This is a genomic window from Streptacidiphilus sp. EB103A, assembly GCF_041261405.1.
GTDB lineage: Bacteria > Actinomycetota > Actinomycetes > Streptomycetales > Streptomycetaceae > Streptacidiphilus.
This window is the reverse complement of the sequence record NZ_JBGCAQ010000012.1, coordinates 260,109-282,299: the sequence shown is the minus strand read 5'-3', so window position 1 is coordinate 282,299 and position 22,191 is coordinate 260,109. Positions and strand designations below refer to the sequence as shown.

General features: G+C 70.6%; 18 protein-coding genes and 1 pseudogene. 6 read left to right on the top strand and 13 right to left on the bottom strand.

Going from position 1 to position 22,191, the window contains the following annotated elements:
• Positions 1 to 389: 389 nt before the first annotated feature.
• From ABH941_RS21515 to ABH941_RS21500, 4 genes are all read right to left on the bottom strand, one after another.
• Positions 390 to 1,913, bottom strand: coding sequence for a CoA-acylating methylmalonate-semialdehyde dehydrogenase (locus ABH941_RS21515; protein ID WP_370131024.1), 1,524 nt, complete (start codon positions 1,911 to 1,913; stop codon positions 390 to 392).
• A 122-nt stretch (positions 1,914 to 2,035) separates the two neighbouring features.
• Entirely contained in the window at positions 2,036 to 2,497 is a 462-nt protein-coding gene (locus ABH941_RS21510; protein ID WP_370131023.1) for a hypothetical protein, read from the bottom strand.
• 222 nt (positions 2,498 to 2,719) lie between these two features.
• A complete protein-coding gene (locus ABH941_RS21505; protein ID WP_370131022.1) occupies positions 2,720 to 4,114 on the bottom strand; it encodes an NAD(P)/FAD-dependent oxidoreductase in 1,395 nt (464 codons plus the stop codon).
• Positions 4,115 to 4,180: 66 nt separating this feature from the next.
• Positions 4,181 to 5,716: a gamma-aminobutyraldehyde dehydrogenase gene (locus ABH941_RS21500; protein WP_370131021.1), complete on the bottom strand. Its 1,536-nt coding sequence runs from the start codon at positions 5,714 to 5,716 to the stop codon at positions 4,181 to 4,183.
• Between the two features lie 212 nt (positions 5,717 to 5,928).
• Here ABH941_RS21500 and ABH941_RS21495 point away from each other — a divergent pair, with 212 nt between their 5' ends.
• Positions 5,929 to 7,587 carry a PucR family transcriptional regulator gene (locus ABH941_RS21495; protein ID WP_370131020.1) on the top strand — a complete coding sequence of 553 codons (1,659 nt, stop codon included), beginning with the start codon at positions 5,929 to 5,931 and terminating at the stop codon, positions 7,585 to 7,587.
• Positions 7,588 to 7,675: 88 nt separating this feature from the next.
• On the opposite strand, the gene ABH941_RS21490 is transcribed toward ABH941_RS21495, so the two are convergent.
• Positions 7,676 to 9,112, bottom strand: coding sequence for a gamma-aminobutyraldehyde dehydrogenase (locus ABH941_RS21490; RefSeq protein WP_370131019.1), 1,437 nt, complete (start codon positions 9,110 to 9,112; stop codon positions 7,676 to 7,678).
• A 198-nt stretch (positions 9,113 to 9,310) separates the two neighbouring features.
• On the opposite strand from ABH941_RS21490, the gene ABH941_RS21485 reads away from it, so the two are divergent.
• The 4 genes from ABH941_RS21485 to ABH941_RS21470 all read left to right on the top strand — a co-directional run bounded on the left by ABH941_RS21485 (position 9,311) and on the right by ABH941_RS21470 (position 13,237).
• On the top strand, positions 9,311 to 9,784 hold the full coding sequence (locus tag ABH941_RS21485) for an Lrp/AsnC family transcriptional regulator (protein WP_030263784.1): 474 nt from the start codon (positions 9,311 to 9,313) through the stop codon (positions 9,782 to 9,784).
• A complete protein-coding gene (locus tag ABH941_RS21480) occupies positions 9,781 to 11,157 on the top strand; it encodes an aspartate aminotransferase family protein (protein ID WP_134000438.1) in 1,377 nt (458 codons plus the stop codon). Before ABH941_RS21485 ends, ABH941_RS21480 begins: the two co-directional genes overlap by 4 nt.
• A 185-nt stretch (positions 11,158 to 11,342) precedes the next feature.
• On the top strand, positions 11,343 to 12,134 hold the full coding sequence (locus ABH941_RS21475; protein WP_370131018.1) for an ABC transporter ATP-binding protein: 792 nt from the start codon (positions 11,343 to 11,345) through the stop codon (positions 12,132 to 12,134).
• Positions 12,113 to 13,237 (top strand): hypothetical protein, encoded by a 1,125-nt coding sequence (locus ABH941_RS21470; RefSeq protein ID WP_370131017.1) that lies wholly within the window; start codon positions 12,113 to 12,115, stop codon positions 13,235 to 13,237. Before ABH941_RS21475 ends, ABH941_RS21470 begins: the two co-directional genes overlap by 22 nt.
• A gap of 160 nt (positions 13,238 to 13,397) precedes the next feature.
• Here the strand turns inward: ABH941_RS21470 and rlmN are convergent, their stop codons facing one another.
• From rlmN to rpsB, 6 genes are all read right to left on the bottom strand, one after another.
• Positions 13,398 to 14,522: a 23S rRNA (adenine(2503)-C(2))-methyltransferase RlmN gene (gene rlmN, locus ABH941_RS21465; RefSeq protein WP_370131016.1), complete on the bottom strand. Its 1,125-nt coding sequence runs from the start codon at positions 14,520 to 14,522 to the stop codon at positions 13,398 to 13,400.
• 97 nt (positions 14,523 to 14,619) lie between these two features.
• Positions 14,620 to 15,819 carry a phosphatidate cytidylyltransferase gene (locus ABH941_RS21460; protein ID WP_370131036.1) on the bottom strand — a complete coding sequence of 400 codons (1,200 nt, stop codon included), beginning with the start codon at positions 15,817 to 15,819 and terminating at the stop codon, positions 14,620 to 14,622.
• Between the two features lie 152 nt (positions 15,820 to 15,971).
• Entirely contained in the window at positions 15,972 to 16,529 is a 558-nt protein-coding gene (frr, locus tag ABH941_RS21455) for a ribosome recycling factor (RefSeq protein ID WP_134005690.1), read from the bottom strand.
• Positions 16,530 to 16,657: 128 nt separating this feature from the next.
• Entirely contained in the window at positions 16,658 to 17,404 is a 747-nt protein-coding gene (gene pyrH / locus ABH941_RS21450; protein ID WP_208329280.1) for a UMP kinase, read from the bottom strand.
• 171 nt (positions 17,405 to 17,575) lie between these two features.
• Positions 17,576 to 18,412 (bottom strand): translation elongation factor Ts, encoded by an 837-nt coding sequence (gene tsf / locus ABH941_RS21445; RefSeq protein ID WP_134000449.1) that lies wholly within the window; start codon positions 18,410 to 18,412, stop codon positions 17,576 to 17,578.
• Positions 18,413 to 18,560: 148 nt separating this feature from the next.
• A complete protein-coding gene (rpsB, locus tag ABH941_RS21440; protein WP_370131015.1) occupies positions 18,561 to 19,502 on the bottom strand; it encodes a 30S ribosomal protein S2 in 942 nt (313 codons plus the stop codon).
• Between the two features lie 335 nt (positions 19,503 to 19,837).
• Between rpsB and ABH941_RS21435 the strand changes: the two are divergent.
• Positions 19,838 to 20,311, top strand: a pseudogene (locus tag ABH941_RS21435) (peptidoglycan DD-metalloendopeptidase family protein); the annotation flags it as partial.
• Positions 20,312 to 20,421: 110 nt separating this feature from the next.
• On the opposite strand, the gene ABH941_RS21430 reads toward ABH941_RS21435, so the two are convergent.
• Together ABH941_RS21430 and whiG are read right to left on the bottom strand one after the other, a co-directional pair.
• Positions 20,422 to 21,015 (bottom strand): TetR/AcrR family transcriptional regulator, encoded by a 594-nt coding sequence (locus tag ABH941_RS21430; protein WP_370131014.1) that lies wholly within the window; start codon positions 21,013 to 21,015, stop codon positions 20,422 to 20,424.
• 80 nt (positions 21,016 to 21,095) lie between these two features.
• Positions 21,096 to 21,896, bottom strand: a complete 801-nt coding sequence (gene whiG, locus ABH941_RS21425) for an RNA polymerase sigma factor WhiG (protein WP_370131034.1) — start codon at positions 21,894 to 21,896, stop codon at positions 21,096 to 21,098.
• Between the last annotated feature and the right edge of the window lie 295 nt (positions 21,897 to 22,191).

The window sequence follows — 22,191 nt, the reverse complement described above, 5'->3', positions numbered from 1 at the left end:
TTGGCGTTGACTTTTGGCACGCTGTTGAGTTCTCAAGGTACGAACGCTTCCTTCGAGCGGCTTTCACACCAGCCCTCCGGGCGCTTCCTTCGTTTTCCAGCCTAGCAGACCGTTTCCGGCTTGCTTTCCGTCCTCCCGGCCCGTTGTTTCCGGCCCGTTCCGACGAGTGAAACTCTAGCGGAATTCCTCGGTACAAGCCAATTCCGCCGCATCCCCGAATTCAGGCATGACAAAACAGAGCCACACCATCTCATCAGGGGTTTTGCCGCCACCGCTGTCCGCAGGGCAACTCGCAGAACACTACCCACGCCCCACCATCGGGTCAAATCGAGGTCGGCCCGGCAACGACTCACGTCGTTGCCAGGCCGACCGGGGTGCAGCTGGAGCTGTCAGGCGTTCGTCGGGAAACCGAGGTTGATGCCGCCGTGGCTGGGGTCGAGCCAGCGGGAGGTGACGGCCTTGCTGCGGGTGAAGAAGTGGATGCCGTCGGGGCCGTAGGCGTGGCTGTCGCCGAACAGGGACGCCTTCCAGCCGCCGAAGGAGTAGTAGGCGACCGGGACCGGGATCGGCACGTTGATGCCGACCATGCCGACCTCGACCTCGTTCTGGAAGCGCCGAGCCGCGCCACCGTCGTTGGTGAAGATGGCGGTGCCGTTGCCGTACGGGTTGCTGTTGATGAGCTCCAGGCCCTCCTCGTACGAGGAGACCCGGACGATCGACAGCACCGGGCCGAAGATCTCGTCGTTGTAGACGGACATGCCGGGCTTGACGTGGTCGAAGAGGGTCGGGCCGAGCCAGAAGCCGTCCGTGGTCTCGGCGCCGTTCTTGTCCGCGCCGGTGATCGGGTGCTTGCGGCCGTCCACGGCGAGCTCCGCGCCGTCGGCGAGGCCGGAGTCCAGGTAGGAGGTCACCTTGTCCCGGTGCACGCCGGTGACCAGCGGGCCCATGTCCGAGTCGCCGTTGCAGCCCGGGCCGACCTTGAGGGTGGCCATCCGCTGCTTGATCTTCTCGACCAGCTCGTCGCCGATCGGGTCGACGGCCACCAGCACGGACACCGCCATGCAGCGCTCGCCGGCCGCGCCGAAGCCGGCGTTGATGGCCGAGTCCGCAGCCAGGTCCAGGTCCGAGTCGGGCAGGACCAGCATGTGGTTCTTGGCGCCGCCGAGGGCCTGGACGCGCTTGCCGTACCGGGTGCCCGTCTCGTACACGTAGCGGGCGATCGGGGTGGAGCCGACGAAGGAGACGGACTTGACGTCCGGGTGCTCCAGCAGGCGGTCGACCGAGACCTTGTCGCCGTGGACGACGTTGAAGACGCCGTCGGGCAGACCGGCCTCCTGCCACAGCTCGGCGATGAACTGGGCCGCGGAGGGGTCCTTCTCCGAGGGCTTGAGGATCACGGTGTTGGCGGCCGCGATGGCGATCGGGAAGAACCACATCGGGACCATCGCCGGGAAGTTGAACGGCGAGATGATCGCGACCGGGCCGAGGGGCTGGCGGATCGAGTAGACGTCGACCCCGGTCGAGGCCTGCTCGGTGAATCCACCCTTGAGCAGTTGCGGGATGCCGCAGGCGTACTCGACGACCTCCTGGCCGCGGGCGATCTCGCCGAGCGCGTCCGAGTGCACCTTGCCGTGCTCGGCGACGATGATCGCGGCCAGCTCGTCCTTGCGGGCGTTCAGCAGCTCGCGGAAGTTGAAGAGCACGGTGGTGCGCTTGGCCAGGGAGGCGTTGCGCCAGTCGCCGAAGGCCTTGACGGCGGCACCGACGGCGGCGTCCACCTCCGCGATGGTCGCGAAGTCGACCTGGCCGGTGACCTTGCCCGTCGCCGGGTCGAAGATGTCACCGCGGCGCGGGGCGCTGCCCGCAGTGGCGACCTGCTTGCCGCCGATCCAGTGGGTGATGTGCTTGCTCAACGTCTGCCTCCGAGTCCGGGCGGGGCACAGGGATCTCACCAGCGGGTGCCGCGCTCTCCACATTCTGTTGCGGCGCGGGCGTCGGCTCAATCAGCAGGTTGTCGGAGGAATCCGATTCGCCCTTACACCTCGTCCGACTCCCCGCTCAGCAACGCCGCCGCCTCGTGCATCGCGAGCTCCAGCATCACCGGGTCGTTGAGGGTTCCGCTGCCGTCGGGGGGCACCAGCCACCGCAGACCACGGCCGGCCCGGCCGGGGTAGGGGACGGCCAGCCAGGTACCGGGACCGGCGGTGCGGACCCCGGTCCCCACCCAGCGCGCGGCGGTGCCCGGTGGGACGAAGAAGCCGACCCGGAAGTCGCCGAAGTCCGCGAGCACCGGCCCCGGTTCGGCTTCGAGGCGCAGCAGTACGTCGACGGTGATCCGCCCCAGCTCGCCGGGCACTATCAACACGTCCCACAGACGGCCGGCCGGCAGCAGGGCGATCCCCAGGGCGCTGCGCTCCCACTCCCAGCGGCATGCCTCCGGATCGGGGGCGGCGGCGCTCAGCCATTCGACGGCGCCCCGTTCTTCCATGCTCTCCATCGCTCCTCGCCCTCCACGTCCTGCCGACGAGGCCCCGAAGCGGACTCGTTGGTAACCAGAGAGAGCGACATCCGGCCCAGCTCTTACACGGTTGTCGGCAACATCCTCAATCCGTGGGAGCGAACACCGGGCGAAAAGGCGCGTACGGGTGCGAAGAGCGGCGCGTACCCGCTATTGGGTACGCGCCGCGATCCGCGCAGCGGAGGATCAGCTGTCGAAGGATCAGCTGTCGAAGCCGAGGCCGAGGGCGTCCATGGCCTTGAGCCAGAGGTTGCGCCTGCCCTGGTTGTGGTCGGCCCGGTCCAGGGACCACTTGGTGATGCCGATGCCGGCCCATTTCACCGGCTCCGGCGGGAAGGGCATCGGCTTGCTCTTCACCATCTCCAGTTCGGTGCGCTCGGTCTCCTGACCCGTCAGCAGGTCGAGCATGACCTCGGCCCCGAAGCGGGTGGCGCCGACGCCCAGACCGGTGTAGCCGAGGGCGTAGGAGACCCTCCCCTTGTGGGCGGTGCCGAAGAAGGCGGAGAAGCGGCTGCAGGTGTCGATCGCACCGCCCCAGGCGTGGCTGAATCTGACCCCTTCGAGCTGCGGGAACGCGGTGAAGAAGTGCCCGGCCAACTTCTCGTAGGTCTCGGGGCGGTGGTCGTACTCGTCGCGGACCTTGCCGCCGTAGTGGTAGATCGCGTCGTAGCCGCCCCAGAGGATGCGGTTGTCGGCGGAGATCCGGAAGTAGTGGAACTGGTTGGCGCAGTCGCCCAGCCCCTGGCGGTTCTTCCAGCCGATGGAGTCCAGCTGCTGCTCCGTCAGCGGCTCGGTCATCAGCGCGAAGTCGTACACCGGGGCCAGGAAGGGCCGGACCCGCTTCACCAGGTTGGGGAAGATATTGGTGCCCAGCGCCACGTGCTCGGCGAAGACCCGTCCGTACGGGGTGCGGACGGCCATGCCGGTGCCGCTTTCGGCGAGCTGGGTGGCGGGGGTGTGCTCGAAGATCCGTACGCCCTGCTCCAGGCAGGCGCGCTTGAGGCCCCAGGCGAGCTTGGCCGGGTGGACCATCGCCACGCCGTCCTTGTCCCAGAGCCCGGCGAGGAAGGTGGGCGAGTCGACCTCGGCGCGGACCGCGTCGGTGTCGAGGAAGTCGACCTCCAGGCCGTGCGCGGCCATCAGCTCGGCGCCTTCGCGCAGCTCGTCCGCCTGGTAGGGCTCGGTGGCGACGTCCAGCTCGCCGGTGCGCTCCCAGTCGCAGTCGATGCTGTAGCGCTTGACCGCGTCCTCGATGGCCTGGAGGTTCTCCCGGCCGAGGCGCTCCAGGGTGTCGATCTCGTCGGGCCAGCGCTCCAGGCCGTTGAAGAAGCCGTGGGTGAGGCTGGCCGCGCAGAAACCGCCGTTGCGGCCGGAGGCGGCCCAGCCGACCTCCTGGCCCTCGACCAGGACGACATCGAGGGAGGGGTCGCGCTCCTTGGCGATCAGCGCGGTCCACAGGCCGGAGTAGCCACCGCCGACGACCAGCAGGTCGCAGGAGACGTCGCCGACCAGGGCGGGCAGGGCTTCGGGCCTGGCCGGGTCGGCCAGCCAGAAGGAGGTGTACTGGACGTCGGCGAGGGAATGGGCCGGATCCATGGTTCTCACTGCTCTCTGATGCACCCTCAGGGGTGCGGTAGGAGGGGTTGTCCGACGGTCCGCGGCCTACTGCTCGCGGTCGCCGAAGATGGTGCGGTGCCAGTCCTTGCGGGCCACCGCGGTGATGTCCTGCATGACGTGCTTGACCTGTGTGTACTCGTCGAGGGAGTACTGCGACATGTCCTTGCCGTAGCCGGACGCCTTGTACCCGCCGTGCGGCATCTCGCTGATGATGGGGATGTGGTCGTTGACCCAGACGCAGCCGGCCTTGATCTCGCGGGTGGCGCGCAGCGAGCGGTAGACGTCGCGGGTCCAGGCGGAGGCCGCCAGGCCGTACGGGGTGTCGTTGGCGAGCTGCAGGCCCTGCTCGTCGCTGTCGAACGGGAGGACGACCAGGACCGGGCCGAAGATCTCGCTCTGGACCACCTCGGCGTCCTGGGGGACACCGGTGATCAGCGTCGGGCGGTAGTAGGCGCCCAGGGTCAGGTCGGTGCCGTCGTGGCCCTTCTCCGGGGCGTACCCGCCGGCGGCGATGGTGGCGCCGTAGCCGCGGGCGCGCTCGACGAAGCCGGCGACGCTGTCGCGCTGCCGGAAGGAGACCAGCGGGCCGAGGTCGGTCTGCGGGTTGAACGGGTCGCCCAGGCGGACCTGCTCGAAGAGCTCGGCGACGCCGGCCACGAAGGCGTCGAACAGCGGGCGCTGGACATAGGCGCGGGTCGCCGCGGTGCAGTCCTGGCCGGTGTTGATCAGTGAGGCGGCGACTGCGCCGTTGACGGCGGCGTCCAGGTCGGCGTCGTCGAAGACCACGAACGGGGCCTTGCCTCCGAGTTCCAGATGGGTGCGCTTGACGGTCTGCACGGCGAGCTCACCGACGCGCTTGCCGACACCGGTCGAGCCGGTGAAGGAGACCATCGAGACGCCGGGGTGCGAGACCAGGTGCTCGCCGGCGGTACGGCCGGCGCCGGTGATGACGTTCACCACGCCGTCCGGGATCCCGGCGTCGGTGCAGGCCTGCGCGAACATCAGCGAGGTCAGCGGGGTGAGTTCGGCCGGCTTGAGGACGATGGTGTTGCCTGCGGCGATCGCCGGGAGGATCTTCCAGGCGGCCATCTGCAGCGGGTAGTTCCACGGCGAGATGGAGCCGACCACGCCGATGGGCTCGCGGCGGATCGAGGAGGTGTGGTCGCCGGAGAACTCACCGGTGGCCTTGCCCTCCAGGTTGCGGGCCGCCCCGGCGAAGAAGGCGGTGTTGTCGACGGTGCCTGGCACGTCGAACTCGGTGGAGAGCTTGATCGGCTTGCCGGTCTGGGCGCTCTCGACCTGCGCGAAGTCCTCGGCGCGCTCGGCGAGGATGCCGGAGAGCCTGGTGAGGGCCTCGGAGCGGGCGCCGGGCGTCGCGTTCGACCACGCGGGGAAGGCGGCGCGGGCTGCTGCCACCGCGTCGTCGACGTCAGCGGCCGAGGCGAGACGCACCCGCTGCACCAGACTGCCGTCGGCGGGGTTGACGACGTCGAAGGTCTCCGTCCCGGTGCCCTCGCGCAGCGCTCCGGCCAGGTACTGGGCCCCGGCGTCGAAGCGGGAGCCGACGGTGTTCCGGGTCATGTGTTCCTCCAGCGACAGCGTGCATGCAGGGCAGGGCGCCCACTCTGCGTACGATGCCCCGGTTCGGACGGGCCCGGCAAGCAACAGTGCGCAAGGCAGATCGTTACTGGCATTACACCCTGCCAGCGCAGTGGAATCCGACACCTCGTTGCCCGCATGTCGGTTCCGGCTGACACTATGAAGGGATTCCACGATCGTTTTCGGAGGTCCCGTTGTTCCCCACCGTCGCCCGCGTCCTCGACCTGGACGTGGTCACCCGTGGCCTGCCGGAGGTCGTGGCCGGCCGGGAGCACCTGGAGCGCCCGGTGCGCTGGGTGCATGTCAGCGAGCTGCCGGACGTCGCGGGCGTGCTGCAGGGCGGCGAGCTGATCCTGACCACCGGCATCGCCCTTCCGGAGCACCGCGACGGGCTCGCGCAGTACGTCAAGGAGCTGGCCGACGTGGGGGTGGCCGGCCTGGTGGTGGAGTTCGGGCGGCGCTACTTCGACAACCTGCCGCGCGCGCTGGTCCATGCGGCCGAGCAACGGGGGCTGCCGCTGATCGTGCTCCGCCGCGAGCTGCGCTTCGTCGCGGTGACCGAGGCCGTGCACGCACTGGTGGTCAACGCCCAGCTGGAGGAGCTGCGGTCGTCGGAGGAGATCCACCAGACCTTCAACGAGCTGGCGGTCGAGGGCGCGGAGCCGGTCGAGGTGGTGCAGCAGGTGTCCCGGATGGCTGGGGCGCCGGTGGTGCTGGAGAACCTGTCGCACCAGGTGCTGGCGTACGACACCGGAGGCCAGAACGCCCAGGTGCTGCTGGCGGGCTGGGAGTCACGCTCCCGGGGGGTGCGGCCGAAGGGCCGGACCGGGCACGATCCGCGGACCGGCTGGCTGGTCACCGCGGTCGGGGCGCGCGGGCACGACTGGGGGCGCCTGGTCCTGCTGGGCGCGCCCAGCTCGGCGCAGGAGGACGTCGCCCCCGCGGAGGCCTCGCACCGCCACACCATGCTGCTGGAGCGCGCCGCCGCCACCCTGGCGCTGAACCGGCTGCTGGTGCGCGACCGGGAGAGCCTGGAGCGGCAGACGCACCGGACGCTGCTGTCCGGAATCCTGACGCATGCGCTGACGGTGTCGGACGTGGCGCTCCGCGCCTCGGCGCTGGGCGTTCCGCTGGAAGGGCGGCGACTGGTCGGGGTGGTGCTGCGGCAGCGCCGCGGGAGCGCCCCGGCGGCGCTGGAGGCACAGGCTCGGCTGCGCGACTTCACCGAGACGGCGGCTGCCGCCGTCCGGGAGAAGCGGCTGACCGCGCTGGTCGGCGCCCTGGACGACGAGGCGGTGGGCCTGCTGGTCTCGCTGGGTCCGCGCGACGACGAACACACGGCGCTGGAGGGCTTCGCCTCCTCGCTGCGGCGGCTGGTGCTGGAGGCGGAGCAGCCCGAACCGGTGATCGCCGTGGGCTCCTCCGTCGGCGCGGTGCGCGACGCCCGGCGCACCCTGGTCGAGGCCACCCAGGTCGCCGACGCCGCCCTGCACGACGCCCCCGCCACGGGCGCCCGCTCGGCCTCCTACTACCGCCTCCCCGACGTACGGCTGCGCGGCCTGCTGCACCTGCTGCGCGACGACGCCCGGCTGCAGACGTACGTGGAGCGGGAGCTGGGACCGCTGCTGGCGTACGACGCGGAGCACGGGAGCCAGCTGATCCAGATGCTGCGGATCTACCTGGAGCAGGGCCGCAACAAGTCCGCGGCAGCGGACGCGGCCCATCTGTCCCGGCCCTCGTTCTACGACCGGCTGCACAAGGTCGAGCGGGTGCTCGGGGTCGACCTGGACCAGGTGGAGTCCTGTCTGTCGCTGCACGTCGCACTGCTGGCGCTGGACGCGGTGCGGCGGTAGCCCCGGACGTGCCGCAGGGCCGGACCCCGACGGGGTCCGGCCCTGCGCAGGCCGTCAGCCTTCGATGAAGGTCATACTCGCCTGTCGGTCAGCCGTCCAAGGACGTCATGACGTGCTTGATGCGGGTGTAGTCCTCGAAGCCGTAGGCGGAGAGGTCCTTGCCGTAGCCGGACTTCTTGAAGCCGCCGTGGGGCATCTCGGCGACCAGGGGGATGTGGGTGTTGATCCACACGCAGCCGAAGTCGAGCTTCTTGGCCAGCCGCATGGCCCGGGCGTGGTCCTTGGTCCACACCGAGGACGCCAGCGCGTACTGGACGCCGTTGGCGTTGGCCAGCGCCTCGGCCTCGGTGGTGAACTTCTGCACGGTGATCACCGGGCCGAAGACCTCGTTCTGGATGATCTCGTCGTCCTGCCGCAGGCCGGAGACCACGGTGGGGGCGTAGAAGTAGCCGCTCTCGCCGACCCGGTGCCCGCCGGCCTCGACCTTCGCGTGCGCGGGCAGGCGCTCGACGAACCCGGCCACCTGGGCCAGCTGGCCGGCGTTGTTCAGCGGCCCGTACAGCACGTCCTCGTCGTCCGGCAGCCCGGTCTTCGTGTCGGCCGCCGCCTTGGCCAGCGCCGACACGAACTCGTCGTGGACGCTCTCGTGCACCAGCACCCGGGTGGCCGCGGTGCAGTCCTGGCCGGCGTTGAAGTAGCCGGCCACGCTGATGCCCTCGACCGCCGCCGCGATGTCGGCGTCCTCGAAGACCACCACCGGGGCCTTGCCGCCCAGCTCCAGGTGGACCCGCTTGACGTCCTTGGCCGCCGACCCGGCGACCTGGATCCCGGCCCGCACCGATCCGGTGATCGAGGCCATCGCCGGGGTGGGGTGCTCGACCATCATGCGGCCGGTCTCCCGGTCCCCGCACACCACGTTGAACACCCCGGGGGGAAGGATCTGTCCGATGATCTCGGCGAGCAGGACGGTGGAGGCGGGGGTGGTGTCCGAGGGCTTGAGGACCACCGTGTTGCCGGCCGCGATCGCCGGGGCGAACTTCCACACCGCCATCATCATCGGGTAGTTCCACGGCGCGACCTGCGCGCACACCCCGACCGGCTCGCGGCGCACGAAGGAGGTCATGCCCTCCATGTACTCGCCGCCGGACTTGCCCTCCAGCAGCCGGGCGGCGCCGGCGAAGAACCGGATCTGGTCGACCATCGGCGGGATCTCCTCCGAGGCGGTCAGCCCGAGCGGCTTGCCGGTGTTCCGCGACTCGACCGCCACCAGCTCCTGCGCCCGGGCCTCGACCGCGTCCGCGATCCTCAGCAGGGCCAGCTGGCGCACCGAGGGGGTGGTCTCCCGCCAGCCCTCGAACGCCGCAGCCGCCGCGGCCATCGCCGCGTCCACGTCCGCGGCGGCCGACAGCGGCGCGGTCGCGTACACCGCACCCGTCGTCGGATCCACGACCTCAGTGGTACGACCGTCGGCCGCATCGGCGAACCCGCCGTTGATGTAGTTGCGCAGCCTCAGAAGCTCGCTCACAGGGGACCTCTCCTCGAATCCGGCTCTCCGGCTCTCCGGCTCCTTTGATGCTGGTGATGCCGTCGACGGCACCAGCCTAGCCCTCCCTCTGCGGTTATCGGCAGACCTGAGCCGTAGCAACAATGGAATCAGTATGTTTTCAGGCTTTGTGCAACGGAATCCCTTGCGAACGGACGCACGATAGGGCAGGGTGAGCACGTGGCCAACCGTGAACGGAACGGCAGCGTTCCCCTCGACTCCGTCTCCAAGGCGATCATCGAGCAGCTCCAGGAGGACGGCCGTCGGCCGTACGCCAGCATCGGCAAGGCCGTGGGCCTCTCCGAGGCTGCCGTGCGCCAGCGGGTCCAGAAGCTCCTCGACCAAGGTGTGATGCAGATCGTCGCGGTGACGGACCCGCTCACCGTCGGGTTCACCCGGCAGGCGATGGTCGGCATCACCGTCGAGGGCGACATGGAACCGGTCGCGGACGCCCTGGCCGCCATGGACGAGGTGGACTACGTCGTCGTCACCGCCGGATCGTTCGACCTGCTGGCCGAGCTGGTCTGCGAGGACGACGAACACCTCCTCGAACTGATCAACAAGCGCATCCGCGCGCTTCCCGGCGTGCGGAGAACTGAAAGCTTCGTTTACCTGAAGCTCCGGAAACAGACCTACACCTGGGGTACCCGATGAGCGCCGACCCGGCAGCGAAGGACCTTTCGAAGACCGCCTACGACCATCTGTGGATGCACTTCACCCGGATGTCGTCGTACGAGAACAACCCAGTGCCCACCATCGTCAGCGGCGAGGGCGCCTACATCTACGACTCGAACGGTCGCCGGTACCTGGACGGCCTGGCGGGTCTGTTCGTGGTCCAGGCGGGTCACGGCCGGGCCGAGCTCGCCGAGGTCGCCCGCAAGCAGGCCGAGAAGCTGGCCTTCTTCCCGATCTGGAGCTACGCGCACCCCTCCGCCGTCGAGCTCGCCGAGCGGCTGGCGAACTACGCCCCCGGCGACCTCAACAAGGTCTTCTTCACCACCGGTGGCGGCGAGGCCGTCGAGACCGCGTGGAAGCTGGCCAAGCAGTACTTCAAGCTGACCGGTGAGCACACCAAGTACAAGGTGATCTCCCGCGCGGTGGCCTACCACGGCACCCCCCAGGGCGCCCTGTCCATCACCGGCCTGCCCGCCCTGAAGGCCCCGTTCGAGCCGCTGGTTCCGGGCGCCCACAAGGTCGTCAACACCAACATCTACCGCGCCCCGATCCACGGCGACGACCCGGAGGCCTACGGCCGCTGGTGCGCCGACCAGATCGAGCAGGAGATCCTGTTCGAGGGCCCGGAGACGGTCGCGGCCGTGTTCCTGGAGCCGGTGCAGAACGCCGGCGGCTGCTTCCCGCCGCCGCCCGGGTACTTCCAGCGGGTCCGCGAGATCTGCGACCAGTACAACGTGCTGCTGGTGTCGGACGAGACCATCTGCGCCTTCGGCCGCCTCGGCACGATGTTCGCCTGCGACAAGTTCGACTACATCCCCGACATCATCACCTGCGCCAAGGGCATGACCTCCGGGTACTCCCCCATCGGTGCGGCGATCATCTCGGACCGGATCGCCGAGCCGTTCTACAAGGGCGACAACACCTTCCTGCACGGCTACACCTTCGGCGGCCACCCGGTCTCCTCCGCGGTGGCGCTGGCCAACCTGGACATCTTCGAGCGCGAGGGCCTCAACAAGCACGTCCTCGCCAACGAGGACGCCTTCCGCGCCACCCTGGAGAAGCTGCACGACCTGCCGATCGTCGGCGACGTCCGCGGCAACGGCTTCTTCTACGGGATCGAGCTCGTCAAGGACAAGGTCACCAAGGAGTCGTTCAACGACGACGAGTGCGAGCGCATCCTCTACGGATACGTCTCCAAGGCGCTCTTCGAGAACGGCCTGTACTGCCGCGCCGACGACCGCGGTGACCCGGTCATCCAGCTGTCGCCGCCGCTGATCGCCGACCAGTCGACCTTCGACGAGATCGAGCAGATCCTGCGCACGGTGCTGACCGAGGCGTGGAAGCGGATGTAGTTCGTCGCTTTCTGTCCTGCTCTCCGTCGCTGGGCGGTCCCGACCTTGTAGGGTCGGGGCCGCCCAGCGGCGTCTCACCTGCCGTTCGAGTGATCGACACGACAGTTCGACCGATACGGCGCGCAACCCCGAAGCTGATCACTCGTTCTAGTCTGTGAGCCACCATCACGACCAGGAGGACCTCAGTGACCGTCGCCCCGCCCGACAACGACGTGCTGTGGGCACGAGGGCTGGTGCACACCATCCGCGGCACCCCGGCACTGCGCGGGGTCTCCCTGGGCGTGCGCGAGGGCGAGGTCCTCGCCGTCACCGGACCGCGCGGCTGTGGGATGAGCACCCTGCTGGACTGCCTCAGCGGCGTGCTCCCCGCCGACGAGGGCGAGATCTGGTTCAACAGCTCCCCCGTCCACACCCTCGGCCGCACCGCGCGGGAGCGGCTGCGGCGTGAGCGATTCGGCCATGTCGGGTCCGAGCCCCGTCTCGTCCCCGAGCTGACCGCGCGGGAGAACGTCGCGCTGCCGCTGCTGCTCGCAGGTGCGGCGCGCAAGGACGCCACGGTCGCCGCCACGGAGTGGCTGGAGCGACTGGACGTCGCCGACTGCGCCAGGCAGCGGCCCGCCGCCCTGCGTCAGGACCAGCGCCAGCGGATCGCGGTCGCCCGCGCGCTGGCCCACCGCCCCGCCGTGGTCTTCGCCGACGAGCCCACCGCCCCGCTGCACCGCGACGCCCGGGACCAGGTCATGCGGATACTGGTCACCGCCTCCCGGTCGCACCGGATCACCCTGGTCCTGGCCACCCACGACCCCGGCCTGGCCCGCTACGCGGACCGGGTGGCGACCATGGTGGACGGCCGTCTCGCCGCCCCCGTCCGGGCGCGGCAGGCCATGGCGGCGGCCGCCGAAACCGCGGCCACCGGGGAAGACCAGGCCGAGCTGCTGCGGAGGGACGTGGAGCAGTGTTCCCCTACCTCCGTCTAGCGCGCGGCTACGGTTTCCTGGACCTCTGCCGTTGCCTGCTCACCGCCGCGGCCTCGGCCACCGTGGGCGCCCTGCTGCTCAGCGCGCTGGGACGGGCGCTCAGCAGCCCCGACGACACCGGGGCCGCGATCGAGCGGCTGCTCTGGTGCCTGCCCGCGCTGGCCGCCGTCGGCTACCTCTGCGCCGCCTGGGCCCGCTCGCTGCCGTCGCAGCGGCCGGAGCGCATCGCCGGCCTGGCCGCGGCCGGCGCCGGGCCGGTGCGGACCAGGCTGGTGCTGGCCGGGGAGATCGCGCTGATCTGCGCGCTCGGCGCGGTGCTGGCGCTGCTGGGCTTCATGGTGCTGCGTGCGCACTGGCTGGAGCTGCTGCCCGGCGGCCGCCTCGATCCGGCCCTGGGTACCCGTGCCGGGTTTCCGGCAGCCGGGACGGTCGCCCTGCTCGCGGTCGTTCCGCTGCTGGGCGGTCTGACCGCCGGCGCCGCCGTGCGGTCCGTCGATCTGCTGCCCGGCGACGACGCGGACCGGATCGTGCGACGGCCGCCGGTCCCGTATCTGGTGGCGGTGGGGCTGCTGGCTCTGGCCGGTGCGGGGATCGCCGTCCTCGGCATGCGGGGGCATACCGGAGCCGAGGCCTGGGCCGGCGGTGTGCTGGGCCTGCTCGGGCTCGCCGGAGCCGTTCCCGCGTTGCTGTACCTGGTCGGCGGCCTGCTCGCGTCGGGACGCCCGCGGGCCGTCCGGCTGCTCGCCGGGCGCGCGCTGCAGGCCGAGGCGTGGCGGCTCGGCGCGCCGCTGGCCGTGCCGGCGGTCGCGGGAGCGGTGGTGGTGACCGTCCTGCTGCGCGACGCCCCCGGGCGGCGGCCTGCGGGCCCGCTGCTGCTGGTGGAGCTGCTGCTGCTCGGCGCCTGTGTTCTGGGGGCGCTGCTGGCCAGGCTGGTCGAGCTGGCCCGGGCCCGGCGGGGCTGCTACGCCTCGCTCAGCCGGATAGGAGCGCCTGGCGGGATGCTGCTGCGCGCAGCCGCGCTCCGAGGTGGCGCCGCCGTCCTGGTCGCCGCCGCGACGGGGGCCGGGGTGGCGGCGCTCACCGCAGCGGTGCTGGCTGCTTAGGCGGTTCTTCGGCTGCGGACCGTAGCGGGCTGGTCGCGCAGTTCCCCGCGCCCCTACGGTGCTGCAACTGAACCGCTGTGAGCCAGTTGCACCTCCTCAGGGGCGCGGGGAACTGCGCGACCAGCCATCCACAAGCCGCAGCCAGAATCAGACCCGTCGCTCAGCCGGCCGCCGCGAGCTGGCCGCACGCGCCGTCGATCTCCTGGCCGCGGGTGTCCCGGACGGTGACCGGGACGCCGTGCAGATTCAGCTGGCGGACGAACTCGCGCTCGTCCTCGGGGCGCGAGGCGGTCCACTTGGAGCCGGGGGTGGGGTTGAGCGGGATCAGGTTGACGTGCGCCCGGTGGTTCTTGAGCAGGCGTCCCAGCAGGTCGGCCCGCCAGGCCTGGTCGTTGATGTCCTTGATCAGCGCGTACTCGATGGAGATCCGTCGGCCTGACCGCTCCGCGTAGTCCCAGGCCGCGTCCAGCACCTCGGCGACCTTCCAGCGGGTGTTCACCGGGACCAGGGTGTCCCGCAGCTCGTCGTCGGGCGCGTGCAGCGACACCGCCAGGCGGACGCTGAGCTCCTCGTCGGCGAGCCGGTTGATCGCCGGGACCAGGCCGACCGTGGAGACGGTGATGCCGCGCTGGGAGAGCCCGAAGCCGCCGGGGGCCGGGTCGGTCAGCCGGCGGATCGCCGCGATGACGCGCTTGTAGTTGGCGAGCGGCTCTCCCATGCCCATGAAGACCACATTGCTCAGCCGCACCGCCCCCGCCTCGCCGGAGGCGTCCGCGCCGAACTCGCCGGCCTTGATCGACCGCATCCCGGCCGCGATCTGCTCGACGATCTCGCCGGTGGAGAGGTTGCGGGTGAGCCCGGCCTGGCCGGTGGCACAGAACGGGCAGTTCATGCCGCAGCCGGCCTGCGAGCTGATGCACATCGTCACCCGGTCGGGGTAACGCATCAGCACGGATTCGACCAGCACCCCGTCGAAGAGCTTCCACAGCGTCTTGCGGGTGCTGTCGTCGTCGCAGGAGACATTGCGGACCACGCTCATCAGCTCGGGCAGCAGCCCCTCGGCGAGCTTGGCCCGGGACGCCGCCGGGATGTCCGTCCACTCGTCGGGGCCGGCCGAGAGCCGGGAGAAGTACTGACGCGAGAGCTGGTCGGCACGGAACGGCTTCTCGCCGAGCTCGGCGACCGCGTCGCGTCGCTCGGACGCGGTCAGGTCGGCGAGGTGGCGCGGGGGCTTGGCGCCGCGCGGCGCGGCAAAGGTGAGTTCACCCGGGAGTGGCGTAGGCATGATTCCCCCAGTGTCTCAGGTCGGCCGAGCAGTCACACAAAGGGCGAGGCCCTGGACGCCGTGATGGGGTCCGGGGCCTCGCCTTGGCGTTCTGCGCTCAGCCGGCGCCGACGAAGCCGACCAGGACGAGCCAGACGATCGGGGCGGTGGGGAGGAGCGAGTCCAGCCGGTCCATCAGGCCGCCGTGGCCCGGCAGGAGGGTGCCCATGTCCTTGATCCCGAGGTCGCGCTTGATCATCGACTCGCCGAGGTCGCCGAGGGTGGCGCTGACCGCCACGCAGGCCCCCAGCACCAGGCCCTGCCACCAGCTGGCCCGGTCGATCATCAGGTTCATCCCGAGGGCGCCGACGAGCATGCACAGCAGCACCGCGCCGACCAGGCCCTCGCGGGTCTTGCCGGGGCTGATCCGGGGCGCGAGCTTGTGCTTTCCGAAGCGGGAGCCGGCCGCGTAGGCGCCGGTGTCGCTGCAGACGGTCAGCACCAGGAACAGCACCACCCGCTGCGGACCGTCGTCGGCGGCGAGCATCAGCATCACGAACGTCGCCAGGAAGGGGACGTAGAAGGCGGTGAAGATGCCCGCGGTCACGTCCCGGAGGTAGTCCTCGGGCGGCTCGCTCATCCGCCAGACCAGCACCGCGAGCGCGGTGAGCGCCAGGGCCACCAGCGCCGACTCGGGCCCGCCCAGGTAGGCGGCGACCAGCATGCCGACCCCGCCGACGGCCAGCGGCGGCCGCGGCACATTGATGCCCTTGCTCTCCGAGAGCCGGCTGGTGAGCTCCCACATGCCGATCACCACGACCGCCGCGACGACGCCGACGAACAGCCACTTCACGATGAACAGGGAGGCGACCACGAGCGCGCCGAGACCGAGTCCCACACCGATGGCGGCACGCAGGTCGCGACCGCCGCCCTTGGGGGCCCTGCCGGTCGCGGGGGCTGGCGCGGCCGGGTCGGGGACCGGTGCTTGGTTGCTCATCGGCGGCGCCTCGGTGCGGAGAGGGGGCAGCACCGCGGTCTCTTCCGCGGGCGCGACAGGCGCCGGCGCGGGTGCGTCGTCGCGGAACAGCGGCCCGCTCAGGCGGGCGACCACCGGTTCACCGGCTGGATCGGCGCTCGCCTGCGGCATCTGCCCGCCTTGGGTGAAATGTCCGGAGAAACGTTCCGGTGCGGGGTGCTGAGCGGCCATGGGACGAGTCTGCGGCATGCCCCCGTTGCCGTGCAGCGGGAACTGCTGCGAGTGGCCGACCGCCGGTGCCCCCCAGTACGGGGGGACCGGCTGGTCGAGCACCGGCGGCATCAGCGCGGTGGCCTCGGCCGCTCCGGGCTGTGGGCCGCCGGGGAGCACTCCCCCGTGGGGTCCGTTCGGGAAGACAGCAGCGTCGTGGCCCGGCATTCGGGCCCCGGCGCTGCCGTCGCCGGAATCGGGCCCCCAGTAGGAGTCGTCGTTCATCAGACCTCGAGGAGCTCGGCTTCCTTGTGCTTCAGCAGCTCGTCCACCTGCGCGACATAGCGCGCGGTGACGTCCTCGAGCTCCTTCTCGGCGCGGCGCACCTCGTCCTCGCCGGCCTCGCCGTCCTTGCTGAGCTTGTCCAGGGTCTCCTTGGCCTTGCGGCGCACCGCGCGGATGGAGATCTTGGCGTCCTCGGCCTTGCCCCGGGCGACCTTGATGTACTCGCGCCGGCGCTCCTCGGTGAGCTGCGGGAAGTTCACCCGGATGATGGACCCGTCATTGGACGGGTTGACGCCCAGGTCCGAGTTGCGAATGGCTTCCTCGATTGCGCGCAGTGAGCTCTTGTCGAACGGCGAGACGATCGCCATCCGGGGCTCCGGCACCGAGAAGGACGCCAGCTGGTTGATCGGGGTCACCGCGCCGTAGTACTCGGCGACGATCTTGCTGAACATCGCGGGGTGCGCACGGCCGGTACGGATCGCGGCGAAGTCGTCCTTGGCGACGGCGACGGCCTTCTCCATCTTCTCCTCGGCCTCGAGGAGGGTCTCTTCAATCACCATGTGCTCCTGTCCGGTGCTACCCGGTCTCGACTCCTGCTGTGCGGGCACTACTACGCGTTACCGGGCACCTTCGCCGACGCCCGGTGGATTGTCCATCCCCTGCGAGGACCAACCCTCCGGGAGGGTCAGTGCTGCGCCGACTCGCCACTGATCAGCGTGCCGATCTTCTCACTGCGCACGGCGCGGGCGATATTGCCCTCGGCGAGCAGCTCGAACACCAGCATCGGCAGGTTGTTGTCCTTGCACAGGGTGATCGCGGTGAGGTCCGCGATCCTGAGATCCCTTGCGATCACCTCGGAGTATTCCAGGGTGTCGAACTTCACCGCGTCCGGGTTGGTGCGGGGGTCGGAGTCGTAGACGCCGTCCACCCCGTTCTTCCCCATCAGCAGCACCTCGGCGTGGATCTCCAGGGCGCGCTGGACGGCGGTGGTGTCGGTGGAGAAGTAGGGCATGCCCATTCCGGCGCCGAAGATCACGACGCGGCCCTTCTCCAGGTGCCGGATCGCGCGCAGCGGCAGATAGGGCTCGGCGACCTGGCCCATGGTGATCGCGGTCTGGACCCTGGTCTCGATGCCCTCCTTGTTCAGGAAGTCCTGCAGCGCCAGGCTGTTCATCACGGTGCCGAGCATGCCCATGTAGTCGGAACGGGCCCGGTCCATGCCGCGCAGCTGCAGTTCGGCGCCGCGGAAGAAGTTGCCGCCGCCGATGACGACGGCGACCTCGGTGCCGCCGCGGACCACGGTGGCGATCTCGCGGGCGATGGCGTGGACGACGTCGGGGTCGACTCCCAGGCCGCCCCCACCGGCGAACGCCTCACCGGAAAGCTTGAGCAGCACGCGGCGGCGCGGACTCTCCTCAGCGGTCATCTGCATCGACTCCTTCTGGTGGTGCATGAGCTGGTGCGAGCAGGCGTACGAGAGGAGGCCACCGCCGGGGGCATCGCTACGGATACCTCCACGGCTGTGGCCTCCTCGTCGTACTTCACGACTCACATCGTATGGGCGGACGCCCGGTCCGGACGCCCACCGCAGACCCCGGTGGGGTCAGGCGCCGACGCGGAAGCGGGCGAAGCGGACCAGCTTGACGCCGGCCTCGTCCAGGACCTTCTGGACGGTCTTCTTGCTGTCCTTGGCGAAAGCCTGCTCCAGGACCGAGTTCTCCTTGACGAAGCCGCTGACGCGACCCTCGACGATCCTCGGCAGGGCAGCCTCGGGCTTGCCCTCCTCGCGCGCGGTGGCCTCGGCGATGCGGCGCTCGCTCTCCAGGGCCTCGGCCGGGATGTCCTCGCGGGAGAGGTACTTCGGGGCGAACGCGGCGATGTGCTGGGCCACGTCCTTCGCGATCTCCGCGTTCTCCTGGTCGAGCTCGACCAGGACGCCGATGGCCGGCGGCAGGTCGGGGTCGGTGCGGTGCATGTAGGCGGCGACGTAGGCGCCACCGGTGAACTGGGCGAAGCGGCGGAAGACGATCTTCTCGCCCAGGCCCGCGTTGGCCTCGTCCACGAACTGCTGGACGGTCTTGCCGGGCTCGATCTCGCTGGCCAGCGCGGTCTCGATGTCGGCCGGGGAGGTGGCGGCGACGTGGGCGGCCAGCGCGTTGGCGACCTCCACGAAGCGGCCGCCCTTGGCGACGAAGTCGGTCTCGCAGTTCAGCTCGACCAGGACGCCGGAGTTGCCGCCCTGGAGCAGGGAGACGACGGCGCCGTTGGAGGCGTCGCGGCCCTCACGCTTGGCAACGCCCTTCTGGCCCTTGATGCGCAGCAGCTCGACGGCCTTCTCGACGTTGCCCTCGGCCTCGTCCAGGGCCTTCTTGCAGTCCATCATTCCGGCGCCGGTGAGCTCACGGAGCTTCTTGACGTCCGCGGCGGTGGTGTTCGCCATTGTTCTTCAGTCTCTTCTCAACGATGTCGGTGGAGGGGGCCGTGCCGACGGCCGAACTCCTGATGGGCCCTTGGCCCGGAGCCCGGCCGCCGGACACGATGCGAGGGGCACGCCGGCGGTCGCCGCCGTACCCCTCGCCCTGAAGTCGTCAGGCCTGCTCGGCCTCGGCCTCGGCGGCGGGGGCCTCGGCAGCAGCCTCGGCGGGCGCCTCGACGGCGGCAGCAGCCTCGGCCGGAGCCTCGACGGCGGCAGCCTCGGCGACCGGGGCCTCAGCGGCGGCCTCGGCGACGACGGGGGCCTCGTCGGCCTTCTTCTCGCCCTCGACGAGCAGCTCGCGCTCCCAGTCGGCCAGCGGCTGGTCGGCGCCGGTCTCGACCTTGGCGTCGCCCTTGGCGGCACCGGAACGGGCCATCAGGCCCTCGGCCACGGCGTCGGCGATCACGCGGGTCAGCAGGGTGACCGAGCGGATGGCGTCGTCGTTGCCGGGGATCTTGTAGTCGACCTCGTCGGGGTCACAGTTGGTGTCGAGGATCGCGACGACCGGGATGCGGAGCTTGCGCGCCTCACCGACGGCGATGTGCTCCTTCTTGGTGTCGACGATCCACACGGCGGAGGGCACGCGCTGCATGTCGCGGATACCGCCGAGGGTCTTCTCGAGCTTGGTGTGCTCGCGCTCGAGGACCAGGAGCTCCTTCTTGGTGAGGCCGGAGGCGGCCACATCCGTGAAGTCGATCTCGCCGAGCTCCTTCATCCGCTGAAGGCGCTTGTAGACGGTCTGGAAGTTGGTCAGCATGCCGCCGAGCCAGCGCTGGTTAACGTAGGGCATGCCCACGCGGGTGGCCTGCTCGGCGATGGCCTCCTGCGCCTGCTTCTTGGTGCCGACGAAGAGGACGCTGCCGCCGTGGGCAACGGTCTCCTTGACGAACTCGTAGGCGCGGTCGATGTAGTTCAGCGACTGCAGCAGGTCGATGATGTAGATGCCGTTGCGCTCCGTGAAGATGAAGCGCTTCATCTTCGGGTTCCAACGACGGGTCTGGTGACCGAAGTGGACGCCGCTTTCCAGCAGCTCCCGCATCGTGACGACGGCCATGGCCGTACTCCTAGGTTTCTCGGTTTCCGCGCCGGCCGGGAGGCCGCCGCGCCTGACGCCCCGACCGTGCCGGACCGTGATGGACCGAGTGGCACTTCACCGGGCGGGGGACTGACCGAGGCACCGGTGGCGGGGCGTGCGAAGTCGACCCAGCACGCTGGGCCGCGAGTGAAGTGTACGGGAATCGTCGGACGCCGGGCGACCTCCGCTGTCCGGGGCCGCCGCCGACCCCTGGTCACCCTTGCGGGTGAGCGGGTTCTGCACACCCCCCGGGTTGTCCACAGGGGACGGTGGGGGCGCTGTTTCCTGCGCTGCGGGCGAGGAGAGTCACCCGCATGACCTCTCTTCTCGGCTGCACCACACGTCCCCCGTCGCCCGACGGCAGGCGGCTGTTGCTGCTCCTCGGGCTGCTGCTGTGGCTCGCCATGACCGTGGTGGGCCCGCCGGGTCAGCGGGCGCTCGCGGCAGGCGGCGCCCCGCCGTCGCCGAGGCTGCCCACCGGGGGCTCACTGGCCCAGGTGCTGCGGCGGTTCGATCCACCGCCGTCGCCCTGGCTGCCCGGTCACCGCGGGGTGGATCTGGCGGCGCCGGTGGGGACGGCGGTGCGGGCCGTCCGGGGCGGGACGGTCTCCTTCGCGGGGGTGGTCGCCGGAACGGGGGTGGTCGCGATCAGCCTGTCGGGCAGCGGTGATCCCCCGTTGCGGACGACCTTCCAGCCGGTGGCGGCGGATGTCGAGCGGGGTGCCGCGGTGGCGGCCGGCTCGGTGGTCGGGAGGGTCACCGCCGGACCGGTCGGCGGCGCTGCGGGTCACTGCCCGGTGAGCTGTCTGCACTGGGGACTGCTGCGGGGGCACCGCTACCTGGATCCACTGGCGCTGGTGGGTCCAGGGCGGGCCAGGCTGCTGCCGCTGTCGCGTGCTCAGGCCGCCGGTGCCTCCGTGACACCGCGCAGCACCAGGGCGACGGCGGCCTCGGTGATGGCTCCGGGATCCTCGGCCGCGCCCAGCTCCAGTCGCTTGACCGCGGCCTGGACGATGCCCTGGACCAGGGAGGCGGTCAATCCGGGCTGGGGATGCCCGAGTTCGGCCAGTGCGCTGACGACCAGGGCGACGAACTGGCCGTGCGAGGCGCGGATCCGCTCGCGGGCGGCGTCGTCCAGCTCACCGGCCGAGATCGCGGCCAGGGCCCGGTGCCGGGGATCCCCGGCGAGCGCCAACTGGGCGCGGACATAGGCCTCGACCCGCCCGGCCGGGGTGTCGGCGAGGGCCACCGCGTCGACGATCTCCGCGGACCAGGCGGGGAAGTCCACCGCGCAGAGCTCCTCGACCACGGCGGCGCGCGAGCGGAAGTACTCGTACACCGAGGAGCGGGCCAGACCCGTCCTGGCCGCGAGCGCGGGGAAGGTCAGCGCCTCCATGCCGCCATCGGAGAGCAGCGCGCGGGCAGCCTCCAGCAGGGCGTCACGCTGCAGTCGACGATGCTCGGCGAGGGTGGCGGCTCGGATCTTCGGCACGGCGACAGCTTAGACCGACCCGTCGGCGCGGGTGGCCGTGGCGGCAGAGGCTGTTGTGGCTGTGGCTGCGGCTGCGGCCGTCAACGGGCGTCGGAGAGTTTGGCGCGTAGTTGGAGCACGGCCTTGGTGTGGATCTGGCTGACCCGGCTCTCGGTGACCCCGAGCACCTGGCCGATCTCGGCCAGCGTCAATCCCTCGTAGTAGTAGAGGCTGACCACGGTCTTCTCCCGGTCCGGGAGGGTATTGATGGCGCGCGCGAGCAGCCGTCTCAGCTCCCGGCTCTCGGCGACCTCCACCGGGTTGTCCGCGGCGGGGTCCTCCAGGGTGTCGAGCAGGCTGACCCGATCGCTGCCCTCGCCGCCACCGTGCATCAGCTCGTCGAGGGCGACGACATTGGCCAGGGACAACTGACTGAAGATGGTGTGGAGATCGTCCAGCGGGATTCCCATCTCCGCCGCCACCTCGGGGTCGTTCGGGGTGCGTCGGAGGGCGACCTCCAGCGTGGCGTAGGCGCGTTCGACCGCTCTGGCCTTCTGCCGGACGGAACGGGGAATCCAGTCCAGGGCGCGGAGTTCGTCGATGATCGCGCCGCGGATCCGGCTGATGGCGTACGTCTCGAACTTGATGGCGCGTTCCGGGTCGAACTTCTCGATGGCGTCGATGAGTCCGAAGACCCCGGAGGAGACGAAGTCGGCCTGTTCCACGTTGGCCGGCAGTCCTACGCTGACCCGGCCGGCCACGTACTTCACCAGCGGCGAGTAGTGCAGGATCAACTGCTCGCGGAGCCGCGGATCGCCGTACGCCTTGTAGGCGCGCCACAGCGCGTCGATTGCTCGCCGCGGCTGGTCGGCCGCGCTCTGTGTGGGGAGCTTCGCCACCACCGGAGCGGCGGGGACGGCCGCCAGGACGGGGGCGATTGCCGTCGGCGGGGCGGCGGGCAAGGCGGGCGGCAAGGCAGAGGGCGAGGCGGCGGGTGGGGTGGCGGGCGGCGGGGTGGGGGATGCCGCCGTGGCCGAACGGGCTCCGGGGATGCACTCGTTGTGGGCCTCCGCATGGGATGCCGCCCGCCGTGTGCGCACCGGCGCCGGGCGCTGGTCGGTGGTGAGCGGTTCGTCCCCAGGGAAGTTCGAGTACGTGGGCATTCGTTGTCTTGTGCCGTTCTGCTGATCCATCGGC

What these genes read in the sequence shown, in the direction of transcription:
- rpsB (WP_370131015.1), bottom strand. Translation starts at nt 19,502, where the DNA reads ATGGCCGTCGTCACGATGCGGGAGCTGCTGGAAAGCGGCGTCCACTTC.
- ABH941_RS21460 (WP_370131036.1), bottom strand. Translation starts at nt 15,819, where the DNA reads ATGCCGCCGGTGCTCGACCAGCCGGTCCCCCCGTACTGGGGGGCACCG.
- rlmN (WP_370131016.1), bottom strand. Translation starts at nt 14,522, where the DNA reads ATGCCTACGCCACTCCCGGGTGAACTCACCTTTGCCGCGCCGCGCGGC.
- ABH941_RS21510 (WP_370131023.1), bottom strand. Translation starts at nt 2,497, where the DNA reads ATGGAGAGCATGGAAGAACGGGGCGCCGTCGAATGGCTGAGCGCCGCC.
- ABH941_RS21480 (WP_134000438.1), top strand. Translation starts at nt 9,781, where the DNA reads ATGAGCGCCGACCCGGCAGCGAAGGACCTTTCGAAGACCGCCTACGAC.
- tsf (WP_134000449.1), bottom strand. Translation starts at nt 18,412, where the DNA reads ATGGCGAACACCACCGCCGCGGACGTCAAGAAGCTCCGTGAGCTCACC.
- pyrH (WP_208329280.1), bottom strand. Translation starts at nt 17,404, where the DNA reads ATGCAGATGACCGCTGAGGAGAGTCCGCGCCGCCGCGTGCTGCTCAAG.
- ABH941_RS21505 (WP_370131022.1), bottom strand. Translation starts at nt 4,114, where the DNA reads ATGGATCCGGCCCATTCCCTCGCCGACGTCCAGTACACCTCCTTCTGG.
- ABH941_RS21500 (WP_370131021.1), bottom strand. Translation starts at nt 5,716, where the DNA reads ATGACCCGGAACACCGTCGGCTCCCGCTTCGACGCCGGGGCCCAGTAC.